Here is a 24,421-nt window from a genome sequence, read left to right on the forward strand (position 1 = left end):
TGTATTTCCTCAGTCGTCAGAACGGGGCATCGCCCTGGATGGTGGTGCGGTACAGCTTGCGCCGCAGGTGCGCGGGGCAACCGGCGGCCAGGTGGATCAGCGAGCGGTTGTCCCAGAACACCAGGTCGTGGGGCTGCCATTGATGGCGGTAGATGTTCTGCTCCAGCACGCTCTGGGCGTACAGCTGTTGCAGCACGTCGCGGCTTTCGTCATCCGGCAGGCCGACGATGCGGGTGGTGAAGCCTTCGCTGACGAACAGCGCCTTGCGGCCGTTTTCCGGATGAGTACGCACCACCGGGTGGATGACTTCCTGGACCTGGGCCAGTTGCTCGGCGGTCAGCGTCGGGCGCCAGTTGCCTTCGAACTTGGTCTCGGCGTAGCGGGCGGTATAGGAATGGGCGGCGCTGCGGCCCTCTACGACCCGGCGCAGGGCCTCGGGCACTGCGTCCCAGGCCTTGTGCATGTCGGCGAACAAGGTGTCGCCGCCTTCGCTGGGCAGCTCCTGGGCGTGCAGCATCGAGCCCAGGCTCGGCAGCTCCTTGTACGACAGGTCCGAGTGCCAGAACTTGCCGGCGTCGCCCAGGCCGACGTTACGGCCGTCCTCGACGATGTTGGATACGATCAGGATCTCGGGATGGCCGGCGAGCAGGAACTGCTTGAGTACATGGATCTGCAGCTCACCGAACCGGCGGCTGAAGGCGATCTGCTGTTCGGGGGTGATGCGCTGGTCGCGAAACACCAGGACATGATGGTCCAGGTGGGCGCGGTGAATGCGGGTGAAATCCTCGGCATTGACCGGACGGGCCAGGTCGAGACCGATGATCTCGGCACCGACGGCGCCGGGGAACGGGCGGATGTCGAAGGTTTGCGATTGGGCGCTGTCGATGGTCGACAAGACGTTCGAGGCGGCTGGCATTGTTCACTCCCACGCAGTGCGCGACTTCAGGGCGCGCAACGATCGGAAACGCACGGGGATTGCCCGTGTGGGTTCGAGTCGTGCGGCGCGCCGATTGGTCAGCGGGTACGCAGTGGCGTGACTATAAAGTCATAAGAACAGTAATTTAAATACCTTTATTGCATATCCATATGAATATGCTCAGCCCTGTGCAAGCAGCAAAAGGCAAAGCGTGGGAGCGGGCTTGCCCCGCTCCCACGCGCGATCAACGCTCGCGCAAGGCTTCCGAACGGGCCTTGATGATCGGCTTGAGCAGGTAGCTCATGATGGTCTTCTTGCCGGTCATGATATCCACCGTGGCCACCATCCCCGGGATGATCAGCAGCGGCTTCTCGTCGCTGCCCAGATGGCTTTTATCGGTGCGCAGCTTGATCAGGTAGTAGGTGGTCTTCTTGTCTTCGTCAGTGATGGTGTCGGCACCGATCTGCTCGAGCTTGGCCTTCATCCCGCCGTAGATGGTGTAGTCATAGGCGGTGAACTTGACCGTGGCTTCCTGGCCCGGGTGCAGGAAGGCGATGTCCTTGGGCAGGATCTTCGCCTCGACCACCAGGGTGTCGTCCAGCGGCACGATCTCGATGATGTCGCTGCCCGGCTGGATCACGCCGCCGATGGTGTTGACCAGCAGCTGCTTGACGATACCGCGCACCGGCGAGATGACCATGGTGCGGTGCACGCGGTCGTCCAGCGCCTTGCTGGTGGCGGTGGCCTTGTTCAGCTCGGTGCGGGCCTCGTTGAGCTGGGTCAGCGCCTCGCTGCGGAACTTGCCGCGGGTCTCCTCGATCTTGCTCTCGACCTCCTTGATCGCCGCCTCGGCCCGCGGGATGGCCAGGGTGGTGGAGTCCATCTGGCCACGGTTCTCGACCTCGGCGCGGCGCAGGCGCAGCACCTCGACCTGGGAGATCGCGCCCTGGGCCACCAGTGGCTCGGACATCGAGATTTCCTGGCGCAACAGCTGCAGGCTGTTGGCGTACTGGGCGCGCTTGGAGTTGAACTCGCGCAGCTCCTGTTGCTTCTGCACCAGTTGCTGTTGCAGGCCGCCAATCTCGTCCTGCAACTGCTGACGCCGGCTCAGGTACAGCGACTGTTCGTTGGCCGCCTGGCTTGGCGCGGCCTTGCGCAGCTCCTCGTCGATCTGCAACGGCTTGTCCTCGACCTCGGCGTTCAGACGCTGCACCCGCAGGGCCATGGCCAGGCGCGAGGCCTCGGTCTCGTCGACGTTGGAGGCGAAGCGGGTCTCGTCCAGGCGTAGCAACGGCTGGCCGACTTCGACGATCTCCCCCTCCTTGGCGAAGATCTCGGCGACGATGCCGCCCTCGAGGTTCTGGATCTTCTGCACCTTGGACGACGGGATGGCCTTGCCCTCCCCGCGCGTCACCTCGTCGATGGGCGCAACGCTGGCCCAGATGATGAGGAACAGAAAGAACGCGATCACGCCCCAGATGGTCAGGCGCACCACTCGCGGCGCGTCCTCGATCAGCGCCTTGTTGACCTCGGGCAGCGGCTGCCCGGCCAACGACTCGGAGCCCTTGAAGTAGCGGCGCAGGTTGTCCTTGAAACGCCCGATATCCAGCTTATGCAACACTGATCTGCCCCTTCTTCAGCGCATCCATGACGGCGGCTTTCGGGCCATCCGCGACGATCTGTCCACGATCGATGACGATCAACCGGTCCACCAGCGACAGCAGCGACGCCCGGTGGGTGACCAGCAGCACGGTCTTGTTCTCGATGACTGCGGCCAGGCGCTGCTTGAGGCGCTCCTCGCCGGTGTTGTCCATGGCGCTGGTGGGTTCGTCGAGCAGCAGGATCTGCGGGTTGAGCAGCAGCGCCCGACCCAGGGCGACGTTCTGCCGCTGGCCACCGGAGAGATTCTGCCCACGCTCGCCGACCTGCAGCTCATAGCCGTCGGGGTGCAGGCGGGCGAACTCGTGCACGCCCGCCAACTCGGCGGCTTGCAGGATCAGCTCGTCCTCGATGTAGCGGGCGCCACTGACCAGGTTGTCGCGCAGGGTGCCGGCCAGCAGCTGGATATCCTGGGGCACATAGCCGATGTTGTGGCGAAGTTCGCTGACGTCGATCTGGCGGATGTCCACGCCGTCGACCAGCAACGAGCCGTTGTCCGGCTCATACAGGCCGACGATCAGCTTGGCCAGCGAGCTCTTGCCCGAGCCGCTGCGGCCGATGATGCCGACCTTCTCGCCTGGGCGTATGTTCAGATTGATGCCCTTGAGCGCCTGGTTCTGCTGGTTCGGGTAGGTGAACTCGACGCCGCGGAACTCGATGGCGCCTTGCAGCACCTGGCGGCTCAGCGGGCGCTCTTCGAAGTTGCGCTCCTGGGGCAGTTCCATCATCTGGTCGGTGGCGACCATGGTCACCTTGGCTTGCTGGTAGCGGGCCAGCAGGCCGTTCAGCGAGCCCAGCGGGCCAAGAGCGCGACCGCTGAGCATGTAGCAGGCCACCAGGCCACCCATGCTGAGGTTGCCGTCGATGATCAGGTACACGCCCACGCAGATCATCGCCACGCCGGCCAACTGCTGGATCAGCAGGGTGATGTTCATGGCCAGGCCCGACAGCACCTTGACCCGCAACTCGAGGCGGCTGAGGGTGCCGAGGGTCTGCTCCCACATGTACTGGCGCTCGCTCTCGGCGTTGTTGACCTTGATCCCGTCCAAGCCGGCCAGGGTCTCGATCAGGCTCGACTGGCGCTCTGAGGCCAGCGCCATGGTGCGCTCCATGGTCGCCATCAGCGGCTTCTGCAATGCATAGCCGATGCCCAGGGCCAAGGGGAAGGCCAGGACCGGGATCCACACCAGGTGCCCGCCGATGATGGCGATGACCATCAGGATCAGCAGGGTGAACGGCAGGTCGATCAGGCTGGTCAGCGTCAGCGAGGCGAGGAAGTCGCGCAGGCCCTGGAACTCGTGAATGTTCTGGGCGAAGCTGCCGACCCGCGCCGGGCGATACTTCATGGCCATGCCGACGATGCGCTCGAACAGCGTCGCCGAGATGATCAGGTCGGTCTTCTTGCCGGCCAGGTCCAGGCAGAGGCTGCGCAGCCCCTTCAGAATCAGGTCGAAGACATAGGCCCCGGCGATACCCACCGCCAGTACCCACAGGGTCGACGTGGCCTGGTTGGGCACCACGCGGTCGTACACGTTCATCACGAACAGCGGCGCGGCCAGAGCGATCAGGTTGATCACCAGGCTGGCGGCGATGGCATCGATGTACAGCCATTTGCTGCGCAGCAGCGTGTCCCGGAACCAGGAACGCGCGCGCGGGATCAGGTTGCCGTGGTTGACGTCGAACTTGTGCTGCGGCTGGGCGAAGAACACCTTGCCGCTGTAGTCGCCCAGCAACGCCTCACGGGTGACATGCACTTCGCCGCCGTCGCTCTCGCTGAGCAGCAGCCGTGCGGTGTCTTCATTTTCCCAGCCCAGCAGCACCGCGCAGCGGCCTTCCTTGAGCAGCAGCATCGCTGGCATGGCGATGCTGGGTATCTGCTCCAGCTTGCGCTGCAACAGGCGCCCCTGCAGCCCGGCCCGGGCGGCTGCACGCGGCAGCAGCTCGGCGGTCAGGCGTTGCGAGGGCAAGGGCAGCCCCGTGGTCAGCATGGCCCGGCTGGCGGGTTTCTGATGCAGGACACACAGGGTCAGCAGACTGTCCAGCAGCGGGTCGTCATGCTGACTGCGTGGATCGTGGCTGAGTTGGACTCGACTGACTTCGGATTCCACGCGGCGCTCTCTTCATCCTTGCGGGGGTGGGTTCAAGGCGCCTTTCAGTTCATGCCTGGCAGGTTCACCTTGGGTTTCAGGTCGTTCTGCACAACGGTGGCCATCGGGGCTACGACACCCTGGCTCTTGAGCAGCTGACCAATGGTCGCCTTGATTCGGTACTGAGTAAACATTTGTATGTTCTTCACCTCTACCAGACGACGCTGGGCGGTGAAGGTTTCATTCTCGCTGTCGAGCAAGTCGAGCAGGGTTCGCTCGCCCAGGCCGAACTGCTGTTGGTAAGCGCTGCGCACCCGGTTGCTGTGATCGACGTACTGCTGGGCGATCGGCACCTGGGCGTTGGCGTTTTCCAGAGCATTCCATGCCAAGCCTAACTCCTCATTGAGCTGGCGCAAGGCGTTGTTGCGAATGTCCAGGGCCTGGTTGGCCAGGTACGACTTCGACTCCAGGTCCGCCTTGTTGCTGCCGCCGGCGTACAGGTTGAAGTTCATGCGCAGCATGGCCTGCCACTCGTTGTTGTGGCCGACCGCGCCGTCGAGGTTGTTGTCGGCCGTTCGTCCGAGTTCGGCATCGAAACGTGGATAGAACGTAGACTTTGCCGCTTCGTATTGCTTCTCGGCAGCCGCGATGTCCGACTCGGCCGAGCGCAGGATCGGGCTCTCTTCGACCAACTGGTGGCGAGCTTCGTCGAGGGTCGCCGGCAGCAGGTCGACAAATGGCGCGGGCGTGCTTAACTCGTCGGGCATTTGCCCGACAACGCTCAGGTAGTTGGTGTTGGCATCGGCCAGGTTGGTCTGCTCGGTGATCAGGTTGTTGCGGGCCTGGGCCTGGCGCGCCTCGGCCTGGTCGAGGTCGGCCATGCGGCCTACGCCACGGCTGGTGCGCAGTTTGATCTGGTCGAGAATACGATCGTGGTTGCGCAGGTTTTCTTCGGCCAGGCGCACCATCTCACGGCGCGACAGCACGTCCAGATAGACCTGGGCGACGGTCAACGCGGTGCGCTCGGAGGTCCCCAGCAGGGAGTAGGCACGTGCGTTGACGGTGGCTTGTTGACGCCCGACCTCGCTGGAGGTGGCAAAACCGTCAAAGACCATTTGCCGCAGGCGAATGGCCGACTCGCCACGGTTCAGGGTCTCCCAGCGGTTGCGGGTGCTTGGGCTGTCGGTGCCCTCGCGGCCATAACCGGCCGTCACATCGACCCGCGGCAAATAGCCGCCCTGGGCTGCACGCAGTTGATAGTCCGCGGCCGTGCGCGCGTTCACGCCGGCCTGGATTTCCGGGTGTACCTCGAGGGCCTTCTGCATGGCTTCGGGCAAGGTTTGTGCTTGAACGAAAGAGGCGGCGAGAGCGAAAGGAAGAGCGGTGAACAGTGACGCACGCATTTTTACTGGTTCCCGAGAGAGCTGTTGTCCCAAATCACAGCCGAAGCCGTGCCTGCCTTGGAAAATGGCGAACCCTGATCTGTATGTAGGAAGCTTCCGAATAGGCAGTGCGATTAATACAAAAGAAAGGGGTTGGCTGGCCAAATATCAATGTGACATTACCTTGGCGATTGTTTAGGATGGCAGCCAGAAGGTCAATAGTTTGGCATAAACTTAATAGCCAGAAATTATAGACGTAAAATTGACGCAATTACGCGTCAAAAACATTATTGAAACATTCCATCAGTCGCCGCCTTCGAATGCCGGCCGGGCATGGAAGCCAACTGAACGGGTAGTCCGGAGAGTCCAATGAGCACTGTTGTTGCCATCGTCAAAAGCATTGTTGGCCAAGTCATCGCAGTTTCCCCAGAAGGCATCCGGCGCGTACTGATCGAAGGCGATCGCCTGCTTGCCGGTGAACAGGTAGACACCGGCACTGGCGGCGCGGTCACCCTGGAGCTGGCAGACGGCCGTCTGCTCGACCTCGGTCGCGACACCCAGTGGAGTGCCGACGCCCCCGACAGCAGCATTGACCTGAGCCAGGCCACCGCCCAGGCGGCGCCCTCGGTCGAAGAGCTGCAACAGGCCATCGCCGCCGGTGTCGACCCGACCACCGAACTTGAAGCCACCGCAGCCGGCCCGGCCGCGGCGGGCGGCGGTTCGGTAGGCGGCGGGCATAGCTTCGTCCTGCTTCAGGAAACCGCCGGAGTGGTCGACCCGACCATCGGCTTCCCCACCGGCCCGATAGGCTTCGGCAATGGCCTGGCGGTCGAGGAGCTGGGCGGACTTGACGGCAACGCTGCCAGCACCAACACGACCAACGTCCCGCTCACCACCGGTCTGACCCTGAGCGCCACCCCCACGATCACCGAGGCGGGTGGCGTCATCGTCTATACCGCCACCGTCGGCCAGCCACCGCTGACCAACCTGACCGTGACCCTGTCCAACGGCGCCGTCATCGTGATCCCGGCCGGCCAGACCACCGGCACCGTCAACGTCAACATCCCGGCCAACGACACGCCCTACATCGATGGCGGCCAGATCTCCGCGACCATTACCGGCACGACTGGCGGTAACGGCCTGATCGTCACGCCAAGCACCACCCCGGCGGTGACCCAGGTCACCGACACCATCGACACCACCACCGCCACGCTCACCGCGACCCCGAGCGTGACCGAAGGTGGCGTGATCACCTACACCGTGACCTTGAACAACCCGGCCCAGACCCCGGTCACCGTCACCCTGTCCAATGGCCAGACCGTCACCATCGAGGCCGGCAAGTCGTCCGGCACCGTCGACTTCCAGACCCCGGCCAACGACGTCTACAACAACGGCAGCACCGTCAGCACCACGATCACGGAGGCAACGGGCGGCAACTTCGAGAAACTGGAGCCGAACCCGTCGCCAGCGCAGACCGTCATCAATGACTCGGTCGATACCACCACCGCGACCCTGACCGCCACCCCGAGCGTGACCGAGGGCGGTGTGATCACCTATACCGTGACCCTGACCAACCCGGCACAGACCCCGGTCACCGTCACCCTGTCCAATGGCCAGACCGTCACCATCGAGGCCGGCAAGTCGTCCGGCAGCGTCGACTTCCAGACTCCGGCGAACGACGTCTACAACAATGGCAGCACCGTCAGCACCACGATCACGGGGGCAACGGGCGGCAACTTCGAGAAACTGGAGCCGAACCCGACGCCAGCTGAAACGAAGATCAACGACTCGATCGACACCACCACCGCCACCCTCACCGCGACCCCGAGCGTGACCGAAGGCGGCGTGATCACCTACACCGTGACCCTGACCAACCCGGCCCAGACCCCGGTCACCGTCACCCTGTCCAATGGCCAGACCGTCACCATCGAGGCCGGCAAGTCGTCCGGCACCGTCGACTTCCAGACCCCGGCGAACGACGTCTACAACAATGGCAGCACCGTCAGCACCACGATCACGGGGGCAACGGGCGGCAACTTCGAGAAACTGGAGCCGAACCCGACGCCAGCTGAAACGAAGATCAACGACTCGATCGATACCACCACCGCCACCCTGACCGCGACCCCTAGCGTGACCGAGGGCGGCGTGATCACCTACACCGTGACCCTGAACAACCCGGCCCAGACCCCGGTCACCGTCACCCTGTCCAACGGCCAGACCATCACCGTCAAGGCCGGCGAAAGCACCGGCAGCGTCGAATTCCAGACACCGGCCAACGATGTATTCGTCAACGGCAGCACGGTCAGCACCAGCATCACCGGCGCCACAGGTGGCAACTTCGAGAAGCTGGAACCCGACACCACGCCGATCCAGACCGTGATCAGCGACAGCATCGACACGGTGACCGTCAGCATCGCCAGCAATGGCAATGTCACCGAGGCCGAGCAGCCGACCTTCACCGTGTCGGTCAGCCAGAAGCTCGATCATGACCTGACCGTGACCCTGTCCAATGGCGCCACCGTGGTCATCAGCGCCGGCCAGACCCAGGCCACCTACAGCCTGCCGGCCCAGGGCGACGACGTGTTCAAGGACGCCAGCTCGGTGACCCTTGGCGTGACTGATGCCAGCGTGGCGGGCAAGACCTTCGAGAACCTGCAACTGGGTGGCGATGCCACCGTGCAGATCACCGACACCGTCAGCGAAGTCGTTGCGACCCTCACTGCCGACAAGACCACCGTCAGCGAAGGTGGCCAGATCACCTACACCGTGACCCTGACCAATGCCCAAGGTCTGCCGGTCAATGGCCACAATGGGCTGACCTTCACCCTGACCGACGGCACCAAGGTCACCATTCCAGCCGGTAGCACCAGCGGCACCTTCACCATCACTGCACCGGACGACGTATTCGTCGGTGGCCAGCCGAGCATCGTCAACAAGATCGAATCGGTTGCCGGTGGCGATAACTTCGAGAAGCTGACCCTCGGCGACAACAGTGTCACCACGAGCGTGACTGACGAGCCGGGCACTGGCACTCCAGGCACCGACAACCAGGGCGACAAGGTCACCGTCACCATCGTCGGCAAAGGCGATGTCACCGAAGACCAGCAGCCTGCCTTCACCGTCAAGGTCAGCCAGAAACTGGACCACGACCTGACCGTCACCTTGTCGAATGGCGACAAAGTGGTCATCCTAGCCGGTCAGACCGAAGCCGAGTACAAGGCCAAGGCCCAAGGTGATGACGTCTTCAAAGACGGCGATACCTTGACTGTCGGCATCACCGATGCTGCCGTTGACGGCAAGTCCTTCGAGAACCTGGAGCTGGGTGGCAACGCCTCGGTGCAGATCACCGATACCGTCAGTGAAGTGGTCGCAACCCTCACTGCCGACAAGACCACTGTGTCGGAAGGTGGCCAGATCACTTACACCGTCACCCTGACCAATGCCCAGGGTCTGCCGGTCAACGGCCACAACGGCCTGACCTTCACCCTGACCGATGGCACCAAGGTCACCATCCCGGCCGGCAGCGCCAGCGGTACCTTCACTATCACCGCACCGGATGACGTGTTCGTCGGTGGCCAGCCGAGCATCGTCAACAAGATCGAATCGGTTGCCGGTGGCGACAACTTCGAGAAGCTGACCCTCGGCGACAACTCGGTCACCACCACCGTGACTGACGAGCCAGGTACCGGCACTCCAGGCACCGACAACCAGGGCGACAAGGTCACCGTCACCATCGTCGGCAAGGGCGATGTCACCGAAGACCAGCAGCCTGCCTTCACCGTCAAGGTCAGCCAGAAACTGGACCACGACCTGACCGTAACCCTGTCGAACGGCGACAAAGTCGTCATTCCAGCCGGTCAGACCGAAGCCGAGTACAAAGCCAAAGCCCAGGGCGACGACGTCTTCAAAGACGGCGACACCCTGACTGTCGGCATCACTGATGCTGCCGTTGACGGCAAGTCCTTCGAGAATCTGGAACTGGGCGGCAACGCCTCGGTGCAGATCACCGACACCATCAGCGAAGTGGTCGCGACCCTGACTGCGGACAAGACCACCGTCACCGAGGGCGGCCAGATCACCTACACCGTGACCCTGACCAATGCCCAGGGCCTGTCGGTCACCGGCCATAACGGCCTGACCTTCACCCTGACTGACGGCACCAAAGTCACCATTCCGGCCGGTAGCGCCAGCGGTACCTTCACCATCACGGCTCCTGACGACGTGTTCGTTGGTGGTCAACCGACCATTACCAACAAACTGGAAAGCGTGACCGGTGCCGACAACTTCGAAAAACTGACCCTGGGTCAGGACGAAGTGAAGACCTCCGTCACTGACGAGCCGGGCACTGGTACCCCAGGCACCGACAATCAGGGCGACAAGGTCACCGTCACCATCGTCGGCAAAGGCGATGTCACCGAAGACCAGCAGCCGGCCTTCACCGTCAAGGTCAGCCAGAAACTGGACCACGACCTGACCGTGACCCTGTCGAACGGCGACAAAGTCGTCATTCCAGCCGGTCAAACCGAGGCCGAGTACAAGGCGAAAGCCCAAGGTGATGACGTCTTCAAAGACGGCGACACCCTGACCGTCGGCATCACCGATGCCGCAGTCGATGGCAAAGCCTTCGAGAATCTGGAACTGGGCGGCAACGCCTCGGTGCAGATCACCGACACTGTCAGTGAAGTGGTCGCCACCCTCACCGCCGACAAGACCACCGTTACCGAAGGTGGCCAGATCACCTATACCGTGACCCTGACCAATGCCCAGGGTTTGCCGGTCAACGGCCACAATGGCCTGACCTTCACTTTGACCGACGGCACCAAGGTCACCATCCCGGCCGGCAGCGCCAGCGGCACTTTCACCATCACCGCGCCGGACGATGTGTTCGTCGGTGGCCAGCCGAGCATCGTCAACAAGATCGAATCGGTTGCCGGTGGCGACAACTTCGAGAAGCTGACCCTCGGCGACAACAGTGTCACCACGAGCGTGACTGACGAGCCGGGCACTGGCACTCCAGGCACCGACAACCAGGGCGACAAGGTCACCGTCACCATCGTCGGCAAAGGCGATGTCACCGAAGACCAGCAACCCGCCTTCACCGTCAAGGTCAGCCAGAAGCTCGACCATGACCTGACCGTGACCCTGAGCAACGGCGACAAAGTCGTCATTCCAGCCGGTCAGACCGAAGCCGAGTACAAGGCCAAGGCCCAAGGTGATGACGTCTTCAAAGACGGCGATACCCTGACCGTCGGCATCACCGACGCTGCCGTTGACGGCAAAGCTTTCGAAAATCTGGAGCTGGGCGGTAACGCTTCCGTCCAGATCACCGACACCATCAGTGAGGTCGTCGCAACCCTCACTGCCGACAAAACCACTGTGTCCGAAGGTGGCCAGATCACCTATACCGTGACCCTGACCAATGCACAGGGTCTGCCGGTCAGCGGCCACAATGGCCTGACCTTCACCCTGACCGATGGCACCAAGGTCACCATTCCGGCAGGCAGCACCAGCGGCACCTTCACCATCACCGCTGCGGACGACGTGTTCGTCGGTGGCCAGCCTTCGATCGTCAACAAGATTGAATCCGTTGCCGGTGGCGACAACTTCGAGAAGCTGACCCTCGGCGACAACTCGGTCACCACCACCGTGACTGACGAGCCAGGTACCGGCACTCCAGGCACCGACAATCAGGGCGACAAGGTCACCGTCACCATCGTCGGCAAGGGCGATGTCACCGAAGACCAGCAGCCTGCCTTCACCGTCAAGGTCAGCCAGAAACTGGACCACGACCTGACCGTCACCTTGTCGAATGGCGACAAAGTGGTCATCCCAGCCGGTCAGACCGAAGCCGAGTACAAGGCCAAGGCCCAAGGTGATGACGTCTTCAAGGACGGCGACACCCTGACTGTCGGCATCACCGATGCTGCCGTTGACGGCAAGTCCTTCGAGAACCTGGAACTGGGTGGCAATGCCTCGGTTCAGATCACCGACACCATCAGCGAAGTCGTCGCGACCCTGACCGCCGACAAGACCACCGTGTCCGAGGGTGGCCAGATCACCTACACCGTGACGCTGACCAACGCCCAGGGTCTGCCGGTCAACGGCCACAACGGCCTGACCTTCACCCTGACCGATGGCACCAAAGTCACCATTCCGGCGGGCAGCGCCAGCGGCACCTTCACCATTACCGCACCGGATGACGTGTTCGTCGGTGGTCAACCGACCATCACCAACAAGCTGGAAGGCGTCACCGGCGCCGACAACTTCGAAAAACTGACCCTGGGTCAGGACGAAGTGAAAACCTCCGTCACTGACGAACCGGGCACTGGTACTCCTGGCACCGATAACCAGGGCGACAAGGTCACCGTCACCATCGTCGGCAAAGGCGATGTCACCGAAGACCAGCAACCGGCCTTCACCGTCAAGGTCAGCCAGAAACTCGACCATGACCTGACCGTGACGCTGTCGAACGGCGACAAGGTCGTCATTCCAGCCGGTCAGACCGAAGCCGAGTACAAAGCCAAGGCTCAGGGCGACGATGTCTTCAAAGACGGCGACACCCTGACTGTCGGCATCACCGATGCTGCCGTTGACGGCAAGGCCTTCGAGAATCTGGAACTGGGCGGCAATGCCTCGGTGCAGATCACCGACACCGTCAGTGAGGTCGTCGCAACCCTGACTGCGGACAAGACCACCGTCAACGAAGGTGGCCAGATCACCTACACCGTGACCCTGACCAATGCCCAGGGCCTGCCGGTCAACGGCCACAACGGCCTGACCTTTACCCTGACCGATGGCACCAAGGTCACCATTCCGGCGGGCAGTGCCAGCGGCACCTTCACCATTACCGCACCGGATGACGTGTTCGTAGGTGGCCAACCGACCATCACCAACAAGCTGGAAGGCGTCACCGGCGCCGATAACTTCGAAAAACTGACCCTGGGTCAGGACGAAGTGAAGACCTCCGTCACTGACGAGCCGGGCACTGGTACCCCAGGCACCGACAATCAGGGCGACAAAGTCACCGTCACCATCGTCGGCAAAGGCGATGTCACCGAAGACCAGCAACCGGCCTTCACCGTCAAGGTCAGCCAGAAGCTCGACCATGACCTCACCGTAACCCTGTCCAACGGCGACAAGGTGGTGATCCCGGCCGGCCAGACCGAGGCCGAGTACAAGGCCAAGGCCCAAGGCGATGACGTCTTCAAGGACGGCGACACCCTGACCGTCGGCATCACCGATGCCGCCGTCGATGGCAAGGCCTTCGAAAATCTGGAACTGGGTGGCAACGCCTCGGTTCAGATCACCGACACCATCAGTGAAGTGGTCGCGACCCTGACCGCCGACAAGACCACCGTCACCGAAGGCGGCCAGATCACCTACACCGTGACCCTGACCAATGCCCAAGGTCTGCCGGTCAACGGCCATAACGGCCTGACCTTCACCCTGACCGATGGCACCAAAGTCACCATCCCGGCCGGAAGCGCCAGCGGTACCTTCACCATCACCGCCCCGAGCGACGTATTCGTCGGCGGCCAGCCCTCGATCGTGAACAAGCTCGAAGGTGTCAGCGGCGCGGACAACTTCGAGAAGCTGACGCTCGGCAAGGAGACACTCACCACTACCGTCACTGATGATCCGGATACCGGCAACAAGGTATCTGTCACCATCGTCAGCAACGGCGATGTCACCGAAGACCTGCAGCCGTCCTTCACCGTCAAGGTCAACCAGAAGCTGGACCAGGACCTCACCGTCACCCTGAGCAATGGCGCCAAGGTGGTGATTCCGGCTGGCCAGACCCAGGTCGAGTACAAGGCGGATGCCCAGGGCGATGACGTCTTCAAGGATGGCAGTTCTCTGACCGTCGGCATCACTGATGCAGTCGTTGATGGCAAGACCTTCGAGAACCTGCAGCTGGGTGGCGATGCCACCGTGCAGATCACCGACACCGTCAGCGAAGTCGTCGCGACCCTGACCGCCGACAAGACCACTGTGTCGGAAGGTGGCCAGATCACTTACACCGTCACCCTGACCAATGCCCAGGGTCTGCCGGTCAACGGCCACAACGGCCTGACCTTCACCCTGACCGATGGCACCAAGGTCACCATTCCAGCCGGCAGTGCCAGCGGGACCTTCACCATCACCGCTGCGGACGACGTATTCGTCGGTGGACAGCCGAGCATCGTCAACAAGATCGAATCGGTTGCCGGTGGCGACAACTTCGAGAAACTGACCCTCGGCGACAACAGTGTCACCACGAGCGTGACTGACGAGCCGGGCACTGGCACTCCAGGCACCGACAACCAGGGCGACAAGGTCACCGTCACCATCGTTGGCAAAGGCGATGTCACCGAAGACCAACAGCCAGCCTTCACCGTCAAGGTCAGCCAGAAGCTCGACCACGACCTGACCGTGACCCTCTCCAACGGCGACAAGGTCGTGATCCCAGCCGGTCAAACCGAAGCCGAGTACAAGGCCAAGGCTCAGGGCGACGACGTCTTCAAGGACGGCGACACCCTGACTGTCGGCATCACTGATGCTGCCGTTGACGGCAAGTCCTTCGAGAATCTGGAACTGGGCGGCAACGCCTCGGTGCAGATCACCGACACCATCAGCGAAGTGGTCGCGACCCTCACCGCTGACAAGACCACCGTCACCGAAGGTGGTCAGATCACCTACACCGTGACCCTGACCAATGCCCAGGGCCTGTCGGTCACCGGCCATAACGGCCTGACCTTCACCCTGACTGACGGCACCAAGGTCACCATTCCGGCCGGCAGTGCCAGCGGCACCTTCACTATCAACGCTCCGGACGACGTGTTCGTCGGTGGCCAGCCTGCGATCGTCAACAAGATCGAAAGCGTCAGCGGCGCGGATAACTTCGAGAAGCTCACGCTCGGCAAGGACACCCTCACCACGACCGTGACCGATGAGCCAGGTACTGGCACTCCGGGCACTGGCAACGAAGGCGACAAGGTTTCCGTGACCATCGTTGGCAACGGCGCGGTCACCGAAGACCAGCAACCAAGCTTCACCGTCAAGGTCAGCCAGAAACTCGCTCAGGACCTGACCGTGACCCTGAGCAACGGCGATAAAGTCGTGATCCCGGCGGGACAAACCCAGGTTGAGTACAAGGCTACCGCCCAAGGCGATGACGTCTTCAAGGATGGCGACACCCTCACCGTCGGCATTTCCGATGCGTCGGTCACCGGCAAGACCTTCGAGAACCTCGAGCTCGGTGGTAACGCCAGCGTTGAGATCAACGACACCGTCAGCGAAGTCGTAGCGACCCTGTCTGCCGACAAAACCACCGTCAGTGAAGGCGGCCAGATCACCTACACCGTCACCCTGACCAACGCCCAGGGCCTGTCGGTCACCGGCCACAACGGCCTGACCTTCACCCTGACCGACGGCACCAAGGTCACCGTGCCAGCGGGCAGCGCCAGCGGTACCTTCACCATTACCACGCCGGATGACGTGTTCGTTGGTGGTCAACCGACCATCACCAACAAGCTGGAAGGCGTAACTGGTGCCGACAACTTCGAAAAACTGACCCTGGGTCAGGACGAAGTGAAGACCTCCGTCACCGACGAGCCGGGTACCGGCACTCCGGGCACCGACAACCAGGGTGACAAGGTCACCGTCACCATCGTCGGCAACGGCGCAGTCACCGAAGACCAGCAGCCGTCGTTCACCGTCAAGGTCAGCCAAAAACTCGGTCAGGACCTGACCGTGACCCTGAGCAACGGCGATAAAGTCGTGATCCCGGCGGGACAGACTCAGGTTGAGTACAAGGCTACAGCCCAAGGCGATGACGTCTTCAAGGATGGCGACACCCTGACCGTAGGGATCTCCGACGCCTCGGTCACCGGCAAGACCTTCGAGAACCTCGAGCTCGGCGGCAACGCCAGCGTTCAGATCAACGACACCGTCAGCGAAGTCGTAGCGACCCTGTCTGCCGACAAGACCACCGTCAGTGAAGGCGGCCAGATCACCTACACCGTCACCCTGACCAATGCCCAGGGCCTGTCGGTCACCGGCCACAATGGCCTGACCTTCACCCTGACCGATGGCACCAAGGTCACCATCCCGGCTGGCAGCGCCAGCGGCACCTTCACCATCACCGCTGCAGACGACGTGTTCGTCGGTGGACAGCCGAGCATCGTCAACAAGATCGAATCGGTTGCCGGTGGCGACAACTTCGAGAAGCTGACCCTCGGCGACAACTCGGTTACCACCACCGTGACCGATGAGCCTGGTACTGGCACGCCAGGCACCGACAACCAGGGCGACAAGGTCACCGTCACCATCGTCGGCAAAGGCGATGTCACCGAAGACCAGCAGCCCGCCTTCACCGTCAAAGTCAGCCAGAAGCTCGACCACGACCTGACCGTAACCCTGTCGAACGGCGACAAAGTCGTCATTCCAGCCGGTCAGACCGAAACCGAGTACAAAGCCAAGGCTCAGGGCGACGACGTCTTCAAGGATGGCGACACCCTGACTGTCGGCATCACCGATGCTGCCGTCGATGGCAAGGCCTTCGAGAACCTGGAGCTGGGTGGCAACGCCTCGGTACAGATCACCGACACCATCAGTGAAGTGGTCGCGACCCTCACCGCTGACAAGACCACCGTGTCCGAGGGCGGCCAGATCACCTACACCGTGACCCTGACCAACGCCCAGGGCCTGTCGGTCACTGGCCATAACGGCCTGACCTTCACTCTGACTGATGGCACCAAAGTCACCATTCCTGCGGGCAGTGCCAGCGGCACCTTCACCATCACCGCTCCGGACGACGTGTTCGTCGGTGGCCAGCCTGCGATCGTCAACAAGATCGAAGGCGTCAGCGGCGCAGACAACTTCGAGAAGCTTACCCTCGGCGACAACACGATCACCACGACCGTGACCGACGAGCCAGGCACCGGCACTCCAGGTACCGACAACCAAGGCGACAAGGTCACCGTCACCATCGTCGGCAACGGCAATGTCACCGAAGACCAGCAGCCGTCGTTCACCGTCAAGGTCAGCCAGAAACTGGCGCAGGACCTGACCGTGACCCTGAGCAACGGCGACAAGGTGGTGATCCCGGCCGGTCAGACCCAGACCGAGTACAAGGCTGCCGCCCAGGGCGACGATGTGTTCAAGGATGGCAGCTCGCTGACCGTCGGCATCACCGATGCCGCAGTCACCGGCAAGACCTTCGAAAACCTGGAGCTCGGTGGCAACGCCACTGTGCAGATCACCGATACCATCAGTGAAGTCGTCGCGACCCTGACCGCCGACAAGACCACTGTGTCCGAAGGTGGCCAGATCACCTACACCGTGACCCTGACCAACGCCCAGGGTCTGTCGGTCACTGGTCACAATGGCCTGACCTTCACCCTGTCCGACGGTACCAAGGTCACCATCCCGGCCGGCAACGCTACCGGCACCGCCACCATCAACGCGCCGGACGATGTGTTCGTCGGCGGCCAGGCGACCATCAGCAACAAACTGGTGACCGTCAGCGGTGCCGACAACTTCGAGAAACTGACCCTCGGCCAAGGTGAGGTGCAGACCTCCGTGACCGATGAGCCGGGCACTGGAACCCCGGGCACCGACAACCAGGGCGACAAGGTTTCGGTCACCATCGTCGGCAATGGCAACGTTACCGAAGACCAGCAGCCAAGCTTCACCGTCAAGGTCAGCCAGAAGCTTGGATACGACCTGACTGTCACCCTGTCCAACGGCGACAAGGTGGTGATCCCGGCCGGTCAGACTCAGACCGAGTACAAGGCTGCCGCCCAGGGCGACGACGTATTCAAGGATGGCAGCTCGCTGACCGTCGGCATCACCGATGCCACGGTTCCGGGCCATACCTTCGAGAACCTGGAGCTGGGCGGCAACGCCACCGTGCAGATCACCGACACCATCAGTGAGGTGGTTGCCACGCTGTCCGCCGACAAGACCACCGTGTCCGAAGGCGGCCAGGTCACCTACACCGTGACCCTGACCAACGCCCAGGGCCTGTCGGTTACCGGCCACAATGGCCTGACCTTCACCCTGACCGATGGCACCAAGGTCACCATCCCCGCCGGCAGCGCCACTGGCACCGCCACCATCAATGCACCGGACGATGTGTTCGTCGGTGGTCAGCCGACCATCAGCAACAAGATCACCGGCGTCACCGGCGCGGACAACTTCGAGAAGCTGACCCTGGGTCAGAACGAAGTGAAAACCTCCGTCACCGACGAGCCAGGTTCGGGCACTCCCGGCACCGGCAACCAGGGTGACAAGGTTTCGGTCACCATCGTCGGCAATGGCAACGTTACAGAAGACCAGCAGCCAAGCTTCACCGTCAAGGTCAGCCAGAAACTGGCGCAGGACCTGACCGTGACTCTGAGCAACGGTGCCAAGGTAATCATTCCGGCTGGCCAGACCCAGGTCGAGTACAAGGCTGCAGCCCAAGGCGACGACGTGTTCAAGGACGGTAGCTCGCTGACCGTCGGCGTCACCGATGCCGTAGTCACCGGCAAGACCTTCGAGAACCTGGAGCTGGGCGGCAACGCCACCGTGCAGATCACCGACACCATCAGTGAAGTGGTCGCCACCCTGTCTGCCGACAAGACCACCGTGTCCGAAGGCGGCCAGGTCACCTACACCGTGACCCTGACCAATGCCCAGGGCCTGTCGGTCACCGGCCACAACGGCCTGACCTTCACCCTGTCCGATGGCACCAAGGTCACCATTCCGGCCGGCAGCGCTACTGGCACCGCCACCATCAACGCGCCGGACGACGTATTCATCGGTGGCCAGGCCACCATCAGCAACAAGATCACCGGTGTCACCGGTGCCGACAACTTCGAGAAACTGACCCTCGGTCAGAACGAAGTGAAGACCTCCGTCACCGACGAGCCGGGCTCGGGCACTCCAGGCACCAGTAACCAGGGTGACAAGGTCTCGGTCACCATCGTCGGCAACGGCGATGTCAACGAAGCCCAGCAGCCATCGTTCACCGTCAAGGTCAGCCAGAAGCTCGACCAGGACCTGACCGTCACCCTGAGCAATGGCGCCAAGGTGGTGATCCCGGCTGGCCAGACCCAGGTCGAGTACAAGGCACCGGTCCAGGGCGACGACGTGTTCAAGGACGGCGGCCCGCTCACCGTTGGCATCAGCGATGCCAGCGTGGTCGGCAAGACGTTCGAGAACCTCGAGCTGGGCGGCAACGCCACCGTGCAGATCAACGACACCATCAGTGAAGTCGTGGCCACCTTGTCCGCCGACAAGACCACCGTGTCCGAAGGCGGCCAGGTCACCTACACCGTGACCCTGACCAACGCTCAGGGCCTGTCGGTCACCGGCCACAACGGCCTGACCTTCACCCTCACCGACGGCACCAAGGTCACCATTCCGGCCGGCAGCGCCACTGGCACCGCCACCATCAATGCGCCGGACGACGTGTTCGTCGGTGGTCAGCCGACCATCAGCAACAAGATCACCGGCGTCACCGGCGCGGACAACTTCGAGAAGCTGACCCTGGGTCAGAACGAAGTGAAGACCTCCGTCACCGACGAGCCGGGCTCGGGTACTCCGGGCACCGGTAACCAGGGCGACAAGGTTTCGGTCACCATCGTCAGCAATGGCAACGTCACCGAAGACCAGCAGCCGTCGTTCACCGTCAAGGTCAGCCAGAAGCTCGACCAGGACCTGACCGTCACCTTGTCCAACGGTACCAAGGTGGTGATCCCGGCCGGCCAGACCCAGGTCGAGTACAAGGCTGCCGCGCAGGGCGACGACGTGTTCAAGGACGGCAGCTCGCTGACCGTCGGCGTCACCGATGCCGTAGTCACCGGCAAGACCTTCGAGAACCTGGAGCTGGGCGGCAACGCCACCGTGCAGATCACCGACACCATCAGTGAGGTGGTTGCCACGCTGTCCGCCGACAAGACCACCGTGTCCGAAGGCGGCCAGGTCACCTACACCGTGACCCTGACCAACGCCCAGGGCCTGTCGGTTACCGGCCACAACGGCCTGACCTTCACCCTCACCGACGGCACCAAGGTCACCATCCCGGCCGGTAGCGCCACTGGCACCGCCACCATCAACGCACCGGACGACGTGTTCGTCGGTGGTCAGCCGACCATCAGCAACAAGATCACCGGCGTCACCGGCGCGGATAACTTCGAGAAGCTGACCCTGGGTCAGAACGAAGTGAAGACCTCCGTCACCGACGAACCTGGCTCGGGCACTCCGGGCACCGGCAACCAGGGCGACAAGGTTTCGGTCACCATCGTCAGCAATGGCAACGTCACCGAAGACCAGCAGCCGTCGTTCACCGTCAAGGTCAGCCAGAAACTGGCGCAGGACCTGACCGTCACCCTGTCCAACGGTACCAAGGTGGTGATCCCGGCCGGCCAGACCCAGGTCGAGTACAAGGCTGCCGCCCAAGGCGACGACGTGTTCAAGGACGGCAGCTCGCTGACCGTCGGCATCACCGATGCCGCGGTCACCGGCAAGACCTTCGAGAACCTGGAGCTGGGCGGCAACGCCACCGTGCAGATCACCGACACCATCAGTGAAGTGGTCGCTACCCTGTCTGCCGACAAGACCACCGTCAGCGAAGGCGGCCAGGTCACCTACACCGTGACCCTGACCAATGCCCAGGGCCTGTCTGTCACCGGCCACAATGGCCTGACCTTCACCCTGACCGACGGCACCAAGGTCAGCATTCCGGCCGGCAGCGCCAGCGGCACCTTCACCATTACCGCCAAGGACGACCCGTACCTCGGTGGCCAGCCGAACATCGTCAACAAGATCGAGTCGGTCGCCGGTGGCGACAACTTCGAGAAACTGACCCTGGGCAGCAACACCGTCACCACCAGCGTCACCGACGAGCCGAGCGGCCAGGGCGACCTGACCACCGTCGGCATCAGCGGCGACACCTCGGTGACCGAAGGCGACACCGCCCACTACAACCTGACCCTGAGCAATCCGTCGAAGTCCGAGGTGACCATCACCCTGACCTACAGCGGCACCGCCACCGACGGCCAGGACTTCACCGGTGTGGTCACCGTGAAGATCCCGGCCGGCAGCAGCGGCACCAGCTTCGACATCAAGACCATCGACGACAAGCTGGTCGAGGGCTCGGAGAACTTCACGGTCAAGATCAGCGGCGCCACGGGCGGCGGCTTCGAAAACCTGCAGGTCGACGCCGGCAAGTCCAGCGTCACCACCACCATCATCGACAACGACCATGCGCCGGTGTCGACCGGCGGCGCGGTGACTGGCAACGAAGACACCGACTACGTGTTCAAGTGGGGTGACTTCAACGTCAGCGACGCCGATGGCAACACCGGCCTGTCGGTGACCATCAGCAAGCTGCCGGACCTGGGCAGCCTGAAGTTCTTCAACGGCACCTCGTGGGTGGATGTCTCGCTCAACCAGAACATCAGCCAGGCCGACATCGCCGCCGGCAAGCTCAAGTTCGTGCCGCTGGCCAACCAGTCGGGCGTCGACGGCTATGGCGGCAGCGGCGTGGGCAACAAGCAAGCCGACTACGCGCAGATCAAGTACAAGCCCAACGACGGCACCAACGCCGGCGGCGAAGTGACCATGAAGGTCGATATCGCCCCGGTGGCCGACAAGCCGGACCTGAACATCGGCAACAACAACGTCAACTCGATCGGCCTGCTCAAGGAAACCTGGAACAGCCTCACCGGCCTGGGTAGCAACGGCAACGGCATCACCGGCGATGCGCTGAAGAATGTCTTTGCCAACTCCGGCAATGCCAGCAAGAGCGAGACCGTCACCGGGGTCGACACGGTTGCCAGCGTGACCGCAGGCAGCGGCTCGAAGACCTCCGGCCTGATCTACCTGGAAGCCGGCAAGACCTACGCGTTCAGCGGTACCGCCGACGACAGCCTGCAGATCGTCGTGGGCGGCAAGAACGTCGCCAGCGGCACCTGGGGCTCGGGCAGCGGCGCCATCTCCGGCAGCTTCACCCCGACCACCAGCGGCTACTACACCCTGGAGATCTACAACGCCAACCAGGCCGGCCCTGGCAGCCTGGATGTCAATATCAAGGTGGGCAACGGCGCGGTCACCGACCTCAACAGCTCGAACATCCCGATGTACCCGAGCGTCAAGGACCTGACCAACGCCGGCGTGACCGTCGGCGACCTGCACGGCAGCAACAACCAGGGCTACTACGACGGCTACAAGCTCAACGAAGGCAGCGAGAACGGCGCCCCGGTCAAGCTGGTGGGCATCAGCACCAACCTCACCGACACCGACGGCTCCGAGTCCCTGAGCGTCAAGCTCAGCGGCATCCCGGCAGGCTCGGTGCTGGCCGATAACGCCGGCCATACCTTCACCGTCGGCAAGGACGCGGTGGACGTCACCGGCTGGAACCTGGGCAGCCTGACCATCAAGCCGCCGGCCTACTACCAGGGCCAGTTCGACGTGAAGGTCAGCTCGACCTCCACCGAGAGCGTCGGCGGCAGCACCGCGACCAGCGAAGGCACCATCAAGGTCACCGTCTACCCGCAGTCCTACACCACCAGCAACCTGTCCTCGGACAGCGACAACATCACCGGCACCGACGGCAACGATGTGGTGGTTGCCGACGTCACCGGCCTGCACGTGGTGCCGGGCCAGGACTACAACCTCGCCTTCATCGTCGACACCTCGGGCAGCATGGGTTCGTCCGGCGTGGATGCGGCGAAGAAATCCCTGGAATCGGTGTTCAAGACCCTGGCCGCCAGCGTCAAGGGCGACCAGTCGGGTACCGTGAACATCCTCCTGGTGGACTTCGCCACCCAGGTCAAGAGCAGCGTTTCGGTGACCCTGAACGATGCCGGCCTGCAACAGTTGCTCAACGCCCTGAACAACCTGCGGGCAGACGGCGGCACCAACTACGAGGACGCCTTCAAGACCACCGCCAACTGGTTCCAGAACCTCAAGGATGGTGGCAATACCGGCAGCAACCAGACGTTCTTCATCACCGATGGCAAGCCGACCTACTACCAGACCAACGAGAACTCCAACCCGACCCTGGGCACCTCGGGCATCACCCTGGACACCTTCCTGGCTTCGATCAACTACAAGCCGGGCATGGCGTACAACGGCTACATCGACAGCAGCAACACCAACTACGTCAGCATCGACAACGCCGGTAACCTGCAGGTGCAGTACTACCGCAACGGTTGGAAATACGGCGTATCGGGCGAGCTGCACGCGGAAGGTAACGGCACCTACGAGCTGTCTTCGCGTGGTGGCCTGGGCTACGACACCAACAGCACCACCACGAGCAACTCGCAGGACAGCTTCAAGTTGCTCTCGGGCCTGTCCGAGGTCGAGGCCATCGGCCTCAACAATGGCGTCAACACCAACGACCTGAAACCGTACGACACCGACGGCAAGCCACAGACCAACATCGACCCGAGCAAGCTGGCCGAGGCCATCCTCGGCCATACCGAAGTCACCCAGCCGGGCAACGACACGGTCAATGGCGGCGACGGCAACGACATCATCTTCGGCGACCTGATGGTCTTCGACGGTGTTGCCGGCACCGGTGTCGAGGCGATCCGCGGCTATGTCGCCGACAAGCTGGGCGTAGACGCGGGCAGCGTGGACGCACGGGCGATGCACAAGTACATCACCGAGCACTACACCGAGTTCGATGTCTCACGCAGCAACGACGGCGCCGACACCCTGCTGGGCGGCAACGGCAACGACATCATCTTCGGCCAGGGTGGCAACGACTACATCGACGGCGGCAAGGGCAACGACATCCTGCTCGGCGGCACCGGCAACGACACCCTGCTCGGCGGTGAAGGCAACGACATCCTGTTTGGCGGTGCCGGCAATGACATCCTCAACGGCGGCAAGGGCGATGACATCATGACCGGTGGCAGCGGTGCCGACACCTTCGTGTGGAAGGCCGGCGACCTGGGCAACGACGTGATCAAGGACTTCAAGGCAAGCGAAGGCGACCGCCTCGACCTCAGAGACCTGCTCCAGGGAGAGAAGGCCAGCACCATCGACAACTTCCTGAAGATCACCACGGTCAATGGCGAGTCGACCCTGCAAGTCAGTACCGAAGGCAAGCTCAACGCCGCCGGCGGCCTGGCCAACGCCGATGTGAGCATCAAGCTCGAAGGGGTCAACTGGTCCAACACCACGATCAACTCGTTGATCAGCGGTGGCGACCCGACCATCAAGATCGACAACTCCAACAGCTGATCCCCACCCCCGCGGCAGCCGGCAACGGCCGCCGCGTCGGGGGCGGGCTTTCCCCGCCAACGCTTCACGCGCATACTCGTGCACCGGGCCTACACGCCCGGTGAACTTTGCCTATGCTGCTGACTACCAACAAGGAATCATCGTGACGAGGGACG

5 protein-coding genes are annotated in these 24,421 nt (G+C 62.8%); 1 reads left to right on the top strand and 4 read right to left on the bottom strand.

Translation table 11 applies throughout. The features are described 5' to 3' along the window. Positions 1 to 16 precede the first annotated feature (16 nt). From CCOS191_RS25920 to CCOS191_RS25935, 4 genes are all read right to left on the bottom strand, one after another. The gene (locus tag CCOS191_RS25920; RefSeq protein WP_046857555.1) at positions 17 to 916 is read right to left on the bottom strand and encodes a TauD/TfdA dioxygenase family protein; all 900 of its coding nucleotides are present in this window, start codon (positions 914 to 916) and stop codon (positions 17 to 19) included. 244 nt (positions 917 to 1,160) lie between these two features. Further along, positions 1,161 to 2,537 (bottom strand): HlyD family type I secretion periplasmic adaptor subunit, encoded by a 1,377-nt coding sequence (locus CCOS191_RS25925; RefSeq protein WP_046857556.1) that lies wholly within the window; start codon positions 2,535 to 2,537, stop codon positions 1,161 to 1,163. Next, positions 2,527 to 4,683: a type I secretion system permease/ATPase gene (locus CCOS191_RS25930; protein ID WP_046857557.1), complete on the bottom strand. Its 2,157-nt coding sequence runs from the start codon at positions 4,681 to 4,683 to the stop codon at positions 2,527 to 2,529. Before CCOS191_RS25930 ends, CCOS191_RS25925 begins: the two co-directional genes overlap by 11 nt. 44 nt (positions 4,684 to 4,727) lie before the next feature. After that, positions 4,728 to 6,065, bottom strand: a complete 1,338-nt coding sequence (locus CCOS191_RS25935) for a TolC family outer membrane protein (RefSeq protein WP_038707140.1) — start codon at positions 6,063 to 6,065, stop codon at positions 4,728 to 4,730. A 348-nt stretch (positions 6,066 to 6,413) separates the two neighbouring features. On the opposite strand from CCOS191_RS25935, the gene CCOS191_RS25940 reads away from it, so the two are divergent. Continuing rightward, positions 6,414 to 24,266: an immunoglobulin-like domain-containing protein gene (locus CCOS191_RS25940; protein WP_046857558.1), complete on the top strand. Its 17,853-nt coding sequence runs from the start codon at positions 6,414 to 6,416 to the stop codon at positions 24,264 to 24,266. Positions 24,267 to 24,421 lie beyond the last annotated feature (155 nt).

It is taken from the genome of Pseudomonas sp. CCOS 191 (assembly GCF_001007005.1).
GTDB lineage: Bacteria > Pseudomonadota > Gammaproteobacteria > Pseudomonadales > Pseudomonadaceae > Aquipseudomonas > Aquipseudomonas soli.

Coding starts and splice junctions, on each gene's coding strand:
- CCOS191_RS25920 (WP_046857555.1), bottom strand. CDS start 916: ATGCCAGCCGCCTCGAACGTCTTGTCGACCATCGACAGCGCCCAATCG.
- CCOS191_RS25935 (WP_038707140.1), bottom strand. CDS start 6,065: ATGCGTGCGTCACTGTTCACCGCTCTTCCTTTCGCTCTCGCCGCCTCT.
- CCOS191_RS25940 (WP_046857558.1), top strand. CDS start 6,414: ATGAGCACTGTTGTTGCCATCGTCAAAAGCATTGTTGGCCAAGTCATC.